This window comes from Actinomadura sp. NPDC047616 (genome assembly GCF_040642915.1).
GTDB classification, from domain to species: domain Bacteria; phylum Actinomycetota; class Actinomycetes; order Streptosporangiales; family Streptosporangiaceae; genus Spirillospora; species Spirillospora miaoliensis.
Genome location: NZ_JBEYTB010000002.1, coordinates 536629 through 547915, shown reverse-complemented (window position 1 = coordinate 547915; position 11287 = coordinate 536629). Strand labels below are relative to the sequence as shown.

Below are 11287 nucleotides of genomic sequence, written 5' to 3'. Positions count from 1 at the left end.
AAGGTTTCACCGTGCTGTCTCTCGTCCTGCCCAAGGGGTCCCTGGAAAAGGCGACCATGGAGCTGTTCGACGCGGCCGACCTGACCGTCCGCCGCGCCTCCGACCGCGACTACCGCGCCTCCATCGACGACCCGCGCATCGACCGGGTGCGGGTGCTGCGCCCGCAGGAGATCCCGACCTACCTGGAACAGGGCCTGTTCGACCTCGGCATCACCGGCCGCGACTGGATCACCGAGACCGACGCCGACGTGGTGAGCCTGGGGCAGCTGCAGTACTCCAAGGCCACCTCCAACCCGGTCCGCGTGATCATCGCGGTGCCCAACGACGCCCCCTGGCAGCGGGTGTCCGACCTGCCGGAGGGCGTGCGGATCTCCACCGAGTTCCCGGCGCTGACCCGGCGCTTCCTCGACAAGCACGGCGTCAAGGCGACGGTCGTGCCGTCCTACGGCGCCACCGAGGCCAAGGTGCCCGACATCGTGGACGCGATCGTCGACCTCACCGAGACCGGCTCGTCGCTGCGCAAGAACGGGCTGCGCATCCTGGACACCCTGCTGACCAGCTACACCGAGCTGGTCGCCAACCGCGAGGCCTACGAGGACGAGGCCAAGCGCGCGGCGATGGAGGACGTCTCCCTGCTGCTGCAGGGCGCCATCCGGGCCCGCGGCAACGTGCTGCTGAAGCTGAACGTCGGCAACGACCAGCTGCCCGCGGTGCTGGACATCATGCCGTCGATGTCCGCGCCGACGGTCACGCCGCTGGCGGGCGGCGACCAGCACGCGGTGGAGAGCGTGGTCGCCAAGCGCGGCGTCAACACCCTGATCCCGGCGCTCAAGGCGGCCGGTGCCCGTGACATCCTCGAGATCCCGATTTCCAAGATTGTCGACTGACGTCCCGGCGCTTCCGGTGGTGTGGCGCCCGCGCACCACGCGGATCGTGGCCTACACGATGGCGGGCGTGATCGTGCTCGGCATGGTCGTGCTCGCCATCGTCGTGGCCCCCAGCTTCCAGATCGCCGACCGCATCCTGCTGGTGCTGTTCGGCCTGGGCCTGGCCTGGATCCTGCACATGCTGGCCCGCTGCCACGTCGCCGCCGACACGTCGGGCCTCACCGTCGTCAACGCCTTCCGCACCCGCCGCCTGGCCTGGGCCGAGGTGGTGGACGTGACGATGAACGTCGGCGACCCGTGGCCCACCCTCGACCTCGCCGACGGCACCACCCTGGGCGTCATGGGCATCAACGCCACCGAGAAGACCCGCGCCGCCCACGACTTCGCCCAGCTCCAGGCCCTCCTGAAGACCCACGCCGAAGCCCCCGACCCCCAGTGACCCGCGCCCCACGGCGATGCGGTGACCGCTTCGCGGGGGCTCGGCTTGTGCCGCGAAGGCCCCCTGGGGGCGCATGGTGACCAGAATCAACTCTCCCTGTTCGGATGCGCGCGGCACGGGCATTGAGCTTAACTAGGGAGGGTGAGTGCGATGCCTGCGGAAAGTGACGACGCGACTACGCCGTCGCTGCCACAATGGGTGATCCCCCCGCCGGGCGGGTTCACCGCCGACGACTTCCTCAAGATGCGCGGCCTCCCCCGGCACACGGAGCTGATCGACGGGAGTCTCGTCTTCGTGAGCCCGCAGGAGAAATGGCACAACCGGGTCATCAACCTTCTTGTCCAGGAACTCGATCGCCAGGCGCCCGCGGAGTTCCGGGCGGAGCGGGAGATGGCCGTCAAGCTCGCCAAGCGCCAGGTCCCCGAGCCTGACGTGCTGGTCGTCACCGCCGAGGCTTATGAGCGGACGAGCCCGAGCACTCACTACTTCCCCGACGACGTCGTGCTGGCGATCGAGGCGGTGTCGCCCGACTCCGAGGATCGGGATCGCGACACCAAGCCGCGCAAGTACGCGGCGGGCGGTATCCGGCACTTCTGGCGGGTGGAGCACGATGGAGGGCGTACCGTTGTGCACGTCTATGAGCGTGATCTGGAGTCCGGAGGCTATGCCTTGACCGGCATCCACCATGATCGACTGCAGGTGAAGGTGCCGTTCGACATCGAGATCGACTTCACCGACGTCTGGAGCCGGCGTAAGGGGTGAGGGGCGTCAGGCGGTGAGGAGGGTGGCGGTGCCGGCGGCCATCAGGGCCAGGGCCCAGATCTGGTCGAGGTTGAGCCAGGCTCGGCGCAGGACGGTCAGGCCGAGGAACTCGTAGACGGCGACGGCGACGACGCCCGCGACGGCGAACATGGCCAGGGTGTGCACGCCGGTGACGAAGATCCCCGCCGACAGGGCGCCACCGTCGGCGTGCAGGCGGTGGTCGTGGCCTTCCGGCGCGGGCATGCTGGTCAGGACGGGCAGCAGCATCAGGCCCGCGCCGTGCACCGAGGACATCAGGAACGACCAGCCCGCCAGCTGCCACAGCGACAGCCGCATGCCGACCCAGCGGAAGTGCCGCTGCGACAGCAGGCGCCACAGGCCGAAGCCGACGAGCACGGCCCCGCCCACGATGGCGATCACGCGGGTGGTGGTCACCGAACGGGTGAGGGAGACCAGCACGGCGATCGCGCCGACGGATGCGGCGTGCCCGGCGGCGATGGCGGGCAGCGACTGCAGCAGCCGCGCGCGGCTGCGTTCCTGCAGGCCGCGGGCGACCGCGAACAGCCAGCCCATCCCCGGGTTGAGGCCGTGAAAGGCGCCGAGTGCCACCAGCGCCGCCAGGGAGCCGTTGGTCATCTACGGGTAGCAGTAGGAGTCGGAGGACGCGTCGCCGCCCTGCAGGCGCGTCTGGTGGGGACGCAGGCCGCGGAACTCCTCGCCGTGCGGGAAGAACCGCTCGTCGAACGCGAAGCCGTCCGGGGTGGAGTCGAGCTTGGCCATCCAGGCGCCCACGCCGTCGGGGTAGAACTGGTCGTCCCAGGACCCGTAGAGGGAGTTGGTGACGTAGACGCGGCGGCCGTCGCGGCTGACCTCCACCATCTGCGGGCCTCCGGCCAGCGGCAGGTCGGGCGCGGCGGGGTGCGGGGTGCGGCCGACGATGCCGCCGATGCGCACCGAGCCCGCCTCCACGGGGTTGAACGGGTCGCTGACGTCGTAGCGCTTGAGCTCGCCGGTGCCCCAGCACGACACGTACAGCCACTTGTCGTCGACGGACAGGTCGATGTCGGTGACCAGCGGCGGGACCGCGCCGAACGGCTGGATGACGGGCGGGAGGTCCTCGGCGTCGGCCGGTTCGGCGGGGATGGTGATGACCTTGCGGGCGGCCCACCGGTCGCCGTCGCGGTGCCACAGCCACACCGAGGCCGACAGGTCCTCGACGCTGACCACGACCCCGGCGAACCCGTACAGCTTGGTCGGGTCGTGGGCGGGTCGCAGCTCCAGCACCATCTGGTGCTCGTCGCCCAGGTCGACCGTCTGGACGTGGGAGCGTTTGCGCAGGTCCCAGAAGTGCAGGGCGTGGCCGTACTTGCGGCCGAGCAGCAGTTCGCCGACGACGCCGTCCTCCACCATGGACGGGGTGCCCCACTCGGAGGTGATCAGGACGTCGTGGGCGATGTGCCACCAGGCGTCGTAGGCCAGGTGCTGCGGGCCGCGGTCGACCTCCCACCGGCCGAGCACCTCGAAGGAGGTGTGGTCCAGCAGCGCGATCCCGCCCGGCCCGTCCTGTCCATTGGCGCCGCCCAGTGCGGTGAGGTACAGGCCCTCGGGGCCGCAGTGGACGGTGTGGGGGCGGGAGTAGCCGGCGCGTTCGGCCAGTTCCTCCGGCTCGATGGTCTTGACGATGCTGGGCTTCTTGGGGTCGTCCTTGGTGTCCAGGACGTAGACGCGCGATGAGCGCAGCCCCGGCACGATCAGGTAGCGGCGTTCGACGTGAGGGTGCGGCGCGTAGGGGCACAGGGCGCTGCTGCACGCGTTCCAGCCGAAGTGGTGGAGCTCGTCGCCGAGGTTGGGCAGTTCGGTCCAGCCGACCACGGAGCCGTAGGAGTCGGAGTCGGGGTCCACGTCCAGGACGGCGATGGCGTCGGGCTTGGCGGCGGCCCGGTCGAACGCGGCGACGTACGCCAGCGTCTCCGGAGGCGCGTTCACGGCCTCCCTGGGCGAGGCGTAGAAGGTGGGGTCCGGCTTCCACAGTGCCATGGCAGGCTCCTACCCATTCGTCGGTTCGGGGTCACGTTGGTGCGGGGCGGTGTGCCGGGACCGGTCAGGTGACCGTCACGGGATGCCGGACTACCGCCCCGAAGAGATAGCCGAGGGTGTTGTGGGGCGCGGTGGCGGGCTGGACGGCGCCCGTCTCGTCGGTGGCCCGCGCCAGCAGCTCGTGACGGCCGGGGCCGGGGGGACGCCACGGCAGCTCCCACCGCACCCAGGCGCGCGCCAGGCCGGGGCCGTGCAGGCGGGCGTTCCGCCAGGTGGCGCCGCCGTCCACGCTGACCTCCACGCGGCGTACGCGACCGTTGCCCGACCAGGAGCGGCCGTGCAGCACGTGGGTGCGGCCCCCGTGCAGGGTGGCGTCCCAGGCCAGCTCGAACGCGCTCTTGACGTTCATGCGGGTGAGAGGCGCGCTGCCCTCCTCGGGGTAGCCGGGCCCGAACAGCCGGTAGTAGCGGGTGTTCCAGGGCGAGAAGAGGGGCTGGTCGGCCACCTGGATGTCACCGAGCCACTTGATGGAGGCGATGCCCACCCAGGACGGGACGACCAGCCGCACCGGGTAGCCGTGGTCGGGCGGCAGGGGCGCGCCGTTCATCTCGTAGGCCAGCAGCACGTCCTTGAGGGCCTTGGCGACGGGCAGGGGGCGGCGCACGCGGCCGAGGTTCTCGCCCCCGTCGGTGTAGTCGGGGTCCAGGCCGCGGGGGAGGACGTCCACGGCGTGGCGGGTCAGCCCGGCACGTTCCAGGACGGCGGCCAGCGGAACGCCCCGCCAGCGCGCCACGCCGACCGCGCCCAGCCTCCAGGGGGTGCCTGACACCTGCTGCCCCTGCTGGGAGGTGTAGTAGCTGCGCCCGTTGCCCGTGCACTCGATGAAGGCCGTCAGCGTCTCCGACCGCATGCCGAGCAGGTCCTCGTAGGTGAACTCGACGGGACGGTCCTCGGTGGGGGAGCCGTGCAGCCCGGTGCCCCACAGCTTCAGCCGCCAGGTGCGCGCGTCGATCAGCGGGGTGGACACGTGGTTGCGGACGAAGAACCGGTCGGCCGGGGTGAGCAGGCCCTGCCCGCGCATCGCCTCCCACCGCGTCTCGGCGTTGGTGCCGTGGACGACGAACAGCTCGGGCGGCAGCGGCTTGACGATGGGCCCGGCGGACGCCTGCGCGGGAGCGGCCGGCGTCTGCGCGGAGGCGGCCGCGGCGCCGGCCGTACGGGTCAGGGCCGCGCCCAGGCCGAGGCCCGCCGCCCCCGCGCCGAGGCGGAACATCGCCCGCCGGGAGAGCCCTCCGGCGAGCCGTGCCCGCCACTGCGCCGCCCGCACCCGCTCGTAGACGGCCTCGTCCGTCAGATCCGCCCCGCTCACGTCCGGCTGCGTACCGTCAAGGTCCATACCGGCGATGCTGCTGAACCGGCGACCGAAAGTCAACTTTCCCTACTTGATTGACCAAAAATTGGGGGGCTGCGAAATCGGCGGATACTGCCGGTGAGAGACGCGCGCCCGGTGAGTAGCCTGGCAGCGTGTGGGAGCCCGCGGCCGTCGCCGAGACCCGTTCGCCCGTCGAGCTGGCGGGCCTGCTGGACCGGCACGGCTACCTGTGCGACGAGGGCCTGGCCACCGCCTGCTTCCTGGCGCTGCGGATGCGGCGGCCGCTGTTCCTGGAGGGCGAGGCCGGGGTCGGCAAGACCGAGCTGGCCAAGACGCTCGCCAGGGTGCTGGACGCGCCGCTGATCCGGCTGCAGTGCTATGAGGGGCTGGACGCCGCCCAGGCCCTCTACGACTGGGACTTCCCCCGCCAGCTGCTGCACCTGCGGGCCGCCGAGGCCGCCGGGGTCACCGACGTCACCCGGCTGGAGGGCGAACTGTACGACCGGCGGTTCCTGGTCGCCCGGCCGCTGCTGCGCGCCCTGGAGACGGTGCCCAGCGTGCTGCTGGTCGACGAGATCGACCGGGCCGACGACGAGTTCGAGGCGTTCCTGCTGGAGGTGCTGAGCGACTTCACCATCTCGGTGCCCGAACTCGGCACGATCCGCGCCGAACGGCCCCCGGTCGTGGTGGTGACGTCCAACCGCACCCGCGAGGTGCACGACGCGCTCAAGCGCCGCTGCCTGTACCACTGGCTGGAGCACCCCTCCTACGACCGGGAGGTGGCGATCATCCGGCGCCGCCTGCCCGGCGCGTCCGAGCGGCTGGCCGGGCAGGTCGCCCGCGCCGCCCAGCGGCTGCGCGCCCAGGACCTGCTCAAGCCGCCCGGCGTCGCCGAGAGCCTGGACTGGACCGAGGCGCTGGTCGCGCTCGGCGTCCGCGACCTGGACCCGGACGTGGCGGCGGTGACGCTCGGCGCCGTCCTGAAGTACCGCGAGGACCAGGAGCGCGTGCGCGGCCACGGCCTGGCCGCGCTGGTCGACGGCGGCGGCCCGCCCGGCGGGACGTGACGGCGATGGGCGCGACGCGGGACGTCACCGACACGATCGTCGGGTTCGCGCGCACGCTGCGCGCGGCGGGCGTCGGCGCCGATCCCGAACGCGTGCACGCCATGCTCGCCGCGCTCGACCACCTCGACGTCCTCGACCCCGCCGACGTGTACTGGGCGGGACGGCTGACGCTGTGCTCCGACCCCGACGACCTGCCCCGCTACGACCGCTGTTTCGCCGCCTACTTCTCCGGGCGGACGGCGCGTCCGGGCCGCCGTCCGCCGCCCCCGGTGGTGGTGCGCCGCCCCGCCGCCGAGTCCGGCGCCGAGGCCGGCGACGCCGGGGACCCGGCCGGCGCCGCGCTCGCCGTCGCCGGCGACGTGGAGGTGCTGCGGCACCGCGACGTGGCCCGGCTCGGCCCCGCCGAACGCGCCGAGATCAACCGGCTGATCGCGCTGCTGGACGCCTCGTCCGCGCGGCGCCGGTCCCGCCGGTTCGCGCCCGCCCCCGCCGGACGGCTCGACCCGGCCCGCACCGTCCGCGAGGTGCTGCGCCGCGGCGGGGAGATCTCGCTGCTGAGGCGCCGCGCCCACCGCACCCGGCGGCGGCGCGTGGTGCTGCTGGTCGACGTCAGCGGGTCGATGAGCCCCTACGCCGACGCGCTGCTGCGGTTCGCGCACGCCGCGGCCCGCTCGGGCGGCCGGACGGTGGAGGTGTTCAGCGTCGGGACCCGCCTGACCCGGCTCACCCGCGAGCTGCGGCACCGCGACCCCGACACGGCGATGGCGGCGGTGTCGGCCGCGATCCCCGACTGGAGCGGCGGCACCCGGCTCGGCGCCGAGCTCAAGGAGTTCCTCGACCGGTTCGGGCAGCGCGGCATGGCGCGCGGGGCCGTGGTGGTCATCGCCTCCGACGGCTGGGAACGCGGCGACGCCACGCTGCTCGGCGAGCAGATGCGCCGCCTGGCGCGGCTGGCGCACCGCGTGGTGTGGGCCAACCCGCACAAGGCCCGTCCCGGGTACGAACCCCTCACGGCGGGCATGGCGGCGGCGCTGCCGCACGTCGACGACTTCACCTCCGGGCACAGTCTCGGCGCGCTGCAGGAACTCGCCCGCCTGGTCGGGACGTCCAGCAGACAGGGAGGCGCCCATGCGTGACGTGCTCGGCGACATCGCGTCCTGGTACGCGGCGGGCGAGACGTTCGGGCTGGCGACCGTGGTGAACACCTTCCGCAGCGCGCCCCGCCCGCCCGGCGCGGCCATGGCGGTGTCACCGTCGGGTGAGGTGGTCGGCAGCGTGTCGGGCGGCTGCGTCGAGGGCGCGGTGTACGACCTGGCGCAGTCGGTGATCGCGTCCGGGGAGCCGGTCGTGCAGCGGTACGGGGTCAGCGACGACGACGCGTTCGCCGTCGGCCTGACCTGCGGCGGCATCCTGGACGTGCTGGTCGAGCCGGTCGGCCCCGCCACCTTTCCCGAGTTCGACCGGGTCGCCGCCTCGATCGAGGCGCGCGAGCCGGTGGCGGTCGCCACCGTGGTGGGCGGGCCGGGACGGCTCGGCGCCCGCCGGGTGATCTGGGCGGACCGCGCGTCCGGCAGCCTGGCGCCCGGCGCGCCGCACGCGGCCCGGCTCGACGCCGCCGTGGACGACGACGCGCGCGGCATGCTCGCCCAGGGCCTGACCGGGCAGCGGCACTACGGCCGCGAGGGGGAGCGGCGCCTGGACGAGCTGTCGGTGTTCGTGCACTCGTTCGCGCCGCCGCCGCGCCTGCTGGTGTTCGGCGCGATCGACTTCGCCGCCGCCGTCGCCCGCGTCGGCAAGTTCCTCGGCTACCACGTGACCGTGTGCGACGCCCGGCCGGTGTTCGCCACGTCCAAGCGGTTCCCCGAGGCCGACGAGGTCGTGGTGAAGTGGCCGCACAAGTACCTGGACGAGATCGACGTGGACGAGCGCACCGCGATCTGCGTGCTCACCCACGACCCCAAGTTCGACGTGCCGCTGCTGCAGGTCGCGCTGCGCACCCCCGCCGGGTACGTGGGCGCCATGGGGTCGCGCCGCACCCACGACGACCGGACGAAACGCCTGCGCGAGGCCGGGCTCACCGACGCCGAGCTGTCCCGGCTGCGCTCGCCCATCGGCCTGGACCTGGGCGCCCGCACCCCCGAGGAGACGGCCGTGTCGATCGCCGCCGAGCTGATCCAGCTCCGCTGGGGCGGCTCGGGCCGCCCGCTCAGCAGCACGTCCGGCCGCATCCACGGCGACGCCAGCTGATGGCGGCACACGGCGACGGCCCCGCCGGGCTGCTGCTGGCGGCCGGTGCGGGCAGGCGGCTCGGGCGGCCCAAGGCGCTGGTGGAGGTCGAGGGCGAACGGCTCGTCGACCGCGGCGTGCGGGTGCTGCGCGAGGGCGGCTGCGCCCCGGTGATCGTGGTGACCGGGGCGGCGCCCGTGGAGGTGATCGGTGCGATCGTCGTGCCGAACCCCGCCTGGCGCACCGGCATGGGGTCGTCGCTGCGGGCCGGGCTCGCGGCGCTGCCGCCGGACGCGCCCGCCGTCGTCGTCGCGCTGGTCGACCAGCCGCGCGTCGGCGCCGCCGCCGTGCGCCGGCTGGTGGAGGCGTACCGGGGCGGCGCCCGCGTCGCCGTGGCCACCTACGGCGGGGCGCCGCGCAATCCCGTGCTCATCGCCCGCGAGCACTTCGCGGGCGCCGCCGAGGCCGCCGTCGGGGACATGGGCGCCCGCGCGTTCCTGCGCGCCCGTCCGGACCTGGTCACGCCCGTCCCCTGCGACGACGTCGCCGCCCCCGACGACATCGACACCCCCGCCGACCTGGCCGCCTTCACCCGGCCGCCCGGAGACGCCCGCTGACGCCCGTGCCGCATGTCCCGTTGACTGTGGTGATCGCTTCGGGTCGGATGGACCGCACTGGTCCGGCAGTCCGGTGGAGGTCGTCATGTCCAAGCCCCGCCCCGCCCATCTCGACAATCCCGCCTTCTCCAGGTTCATGAAGGTCACCAGCGCGGCGCACGTGGCGCTGTACCGGCTGTCGGGCGGGCGGCTCGGCCGCCGGTTCCCGCGGTCGGGCGCGCCAGTGTGCCTGCTGACCACGATCGGCCGCCGCAGCGGCACGCACCGCACCAAGCCGCTGCTGTACATGCAGGACGACGACCGCGTGGTGATCGTCGCGTCGGTGGGCGGCCACCCGCGCCACCCCGCCTGGTACCACAACCTGACCGCCAACCCGAACGTGCTGGTGCAGATCGGGCCGGACCGCCGTCCCATGCGCGCCCGCACCGCCGACGCGTCCGAACGCGAGGCGCTGTGGCCCCGGCTGGTCGCCATGTACCCCGACTACGCCGACTACCAGTCCTGGACCGACCGCGAGATCCCCGTGGTGATCTGCGAGCCGGAGGTCAGGTGACCGCAGCGGAGCGCCAGCGGAGCGAGGACCGCCTGACCGACTTGCGGGGGTCTGGGGGTCGTCACCCAGTGGGGCAGGTCAGGTGACCGCAGTGGGGGTCGTCCCCCACATGGTCACGGCAGGACGCTTTCGTCCAGGGCGCCGCAGTCGACGGCGCGGCGCAGGCGGGCGGTCAGGGCCTTGATGGTGGCGGGCTCGTCGAGGACGCCGTCGCCCTTGCCCGCGGCCTGCTCGTGCCAGGCCCGGACGCGGCCGATCACCTCGTCCACCCCGGACAGGTGGAAGGCGTACACGGCGGCGTAGCGGCTCGGCAGGTGCGCCGGGTGCATGTCCCAGCCCTGGTAGAAGCCGTGCCGCAGGGAGTGCCGGACGTGCGCGGCGTGCACCGCCCAGGTGTGGTTGACCTCGTCGGGGCCGTCGTTGCGCGGGACGACGTTGGTGGAGCCGTCCGACAGCCGCACGCCGGTGCCCGCCAGCGACACCTGCATGGCGTGCCGGGCGAAGTCGCAGGCGGGGTGGTCCAGGCGCTGCTCGGCGGGCGGCAGCCCGCACGCGGCGGTGTAGTCGAACACGCCGAAGTGCGCGGCGGTCAGCCGCCCGGCCGCGGCCTCGACGATGGCGCGCAGCCCGAACCGGCCCTGGTGGTCGATGATCGCCTCGGTGGTCTCCACCTGGACCTCGAAGCGCAGGATCCCGGGGGGCAGCCCGAGCGCCGCCTCCAGCCGCTCCAGGTACTCCACGAAGATCGTCACGTGCTCGGCCATCACCACCTTGGGGAAGGTGATGGTGAACCCGCCGGGCAGCCGGCCGAGCCGGTCGCGCAGCGCGGTCAGGAAGCCGTCCAGGGTCCGCATGGCGCGCACGTGGCCGCCGTCGGCGAACGACTTGACCCGCAGGCCCCAGTAGTGGGGGAGCGTCCGGCCCTGGTACGCGGCGGCGACGGCCTCGACGACCTGGGCGATGTGGGCGTCCTCCTCGGCGTCGTCGCGCACGCCGTAGCCGTCCTCGAAGTCGACGCGCACGTCCTCGACCGGCTCGGCGGCCAGCTTGGCCGCCACCCGCTCGCGCACCGTCCCGGCGATCTCCGGGTCGATGCCGAACGCGGTGCCGAACGACCCCGCGCCGGGCGTGTGCGTGTTGAGCAGCCGCAGCGCCTCGGCGCCGAAGTCGGTGGGCGTGGACGGGGAGAACCGGTCGGCGGGGACGTAGACGGTGTGCACCGGCTGGCGTCCGGTGGCCGGGCCCGGGAAGTGCCGGTCGTGCTCGGCGCGTACGGCGTCGACACGGGCGGACAGGTCGTCGATCGAGGCAACGCTGAGGTTCACCC

The 11287-nt window shown here is 73.5% G+C and carries 12 protein-coding genes; 8 read left to right on the top strand and 4 right to left on the bottom strand.

The window, feature by feature from the left end; translation table 11 throughout:
- Positions 1 to 11 precede the first annotated feature (11 nt).
- The 3 genes from hisG to ABZ801_RS06720 all read left to right on the top strand — a co-directional run bounded on the left by hisG (position 12) and on the right by ABZ801_RS06720 (position 2088).
- Positions 12 to 887: an ATP phosphoribosyltransferase gene (gene hisG, locus ABZ801_RS06730; RefSeq protein ID WP_344955429.1), complete on the top strand. Its 876-nt coding sequence runs from the start codon at positions 12 to 14 to the stop codon at positions 885 to 887.
- Complete coding sequence (locus ABZ801_RS06725; RefSeq protein ID WP_360693787.1) at positions 877 to 1326, top strand: PH domain-containing protein; 450 nt, start codon at positions 877 to 879, stop codon at positions 1324 to 1326. Before hisG ends, ABZ801_RS06725 begins: the two co-directional genes overlap by 11 nt.
- Before the next feature lie 150 nt (positions 1327 to 1476).
- A complete protein-coding gene (locus ABZ801_RS06720; protein WP_360693784.1) occupies positions 1477 to 2088 on the top strand; it encodes a Uma2 family endonuclease in 612 nt (203 codons plus the stop codon).
- 6 nt (positions 2089 to 2094) lie between these two features.
- Here the strand turns inward: ABZ801_RS06720 and ABZ801_RS06715 are convergent, their stop codons facing one another.
- The 3 genes from ABZ801_RS06715 to ABZ801_RS06705 all read right to left on the bottom strand — a co-directional run bounded on the left by ABZ801_RS06715 (position 2095) and on the right by ABZ801_RS06705 (position 5494).
- Positions 2095 to 2724: a hypothetical protein gene (locus ABZ801_RS06715; RefSeq protein WP_360693781.1), complete on the bottom strand. Its 630-nt coding sequence runs from the start codon at positions 2722 to 2724 to the stop codon at positions 2095 to 2097.
- Positions 2725 to 4125: a selenium-binding family protein gene (locus tag ABZ801_RS06710; RefSeq protein WP_360693778.1), complete on the bottom strand. Its 1401-nt coding sequence runs from the start codon at positions 4123 to 4125 to the stop codon at positions 2725 to 2727.
- 64 nt (positions 4126 to 4189) lie between these two features.
- Positions 4190 to 5494 (bottom strand): sulfite oxidase, encoded by a 1305-nt coding sequence (locus ABZ801_RS06705; RefSeq protein WP_360693775.1) that lies wholly within the window; start codon positions 5492 to 5494, stop codon positions 4190 to 4192.
- A gap of 155 nt (positions 5495 to 5649) precedes the next feature.
- On the opposite strand from ABZ801_RS06705, the gene ABZ801_RS06700 reads away from it, so the two are divergent.
- From ABZ801_RS06700 to ABZ801_RS06680, 5 genes are all read left to right on the top strand, one after another.
- Positions 5650 to 6564 (top strand): MoxR family ATPase, encoded by a 915-nt coding sequence (locus ABZ801_RS06700; RefSeq protein ID WP_360693772.1) that lies wholly within the window; start codon positions 5650 to 5652, stop codon positions 6562 to 6564.
- Between the two features lie 5 nt (positions 6565 to 6569).
- Positions 6570 to 7700: a VWA domain-containing protein gene (locus tag ABZ801_RS06695; protein ID WP_360693769.1), complete on the top strand. Its 1131-nt coding sequence runs from the start codon at positions 6570 to 6572 to the stop codon at positions 7698 to 7700.
- Positions 7693 to 8811 (top strand): XdhC family protein, encoded by a 1119-nt coding sequence (locus ABZ801_RS06690; RefSeq protein ID WP_360693766.1) that lies wholly within the window; start codon positions 7693 to 7695, stop codon positions 8809 to 8811. Before ABZ801_RS06695 ends, ABZ801_RS06690 begins: the two co-directional genes overlap by 8 nt.
- Entirely contained in the window at positions 8811 to 9407 is a 597-nt protein-coding gene (locus ABZ801_RS06685) for a nucleotidyltransferase family protein (protein ID WP_360693763.1), read from the top strand. Before ABZ801_RS06690 ends, ABZ801_RS06685 begins: the two co-directional genes overlap by 1 nt.
- A gap of 85 nt (positions 9408 to 9492) precedes the next feature.
- Positions 9493 to 9960: a nitroreductase family deazaflavin-dependent oxidoreductase gene (locus ABZ801_RS06680; RefSeq protein WP_360693760.1), complete on the top strand. Its 468-nt coding sequence runs from the start codon at positions 9493 to 9495 to the stop codon at positions 9958 to 9960.
- A 113-nt stretch (positions 9961 to 10073) separates the two neighbouring features.
- On the opposite strand, the gene ABZ801_RS06675 is transcribed toward ABZ801_RS06680, so the two are convergent.
- Positions 10074 to 11285 carry an aldolase gene (locus ABZ801_RS06675; RefSeq protein ID WP_360693757.1) on the bottom strand — a complete coding sequence of 404 codons (1212 nt, stop codon included), beginning with the start codon at positions 11283 to 11285 and terminating at the stop codon, positions 10074 to 10076.
- Between the last annotated feature and the right edge of the window lie 2 nt (positions 11286 to 11287).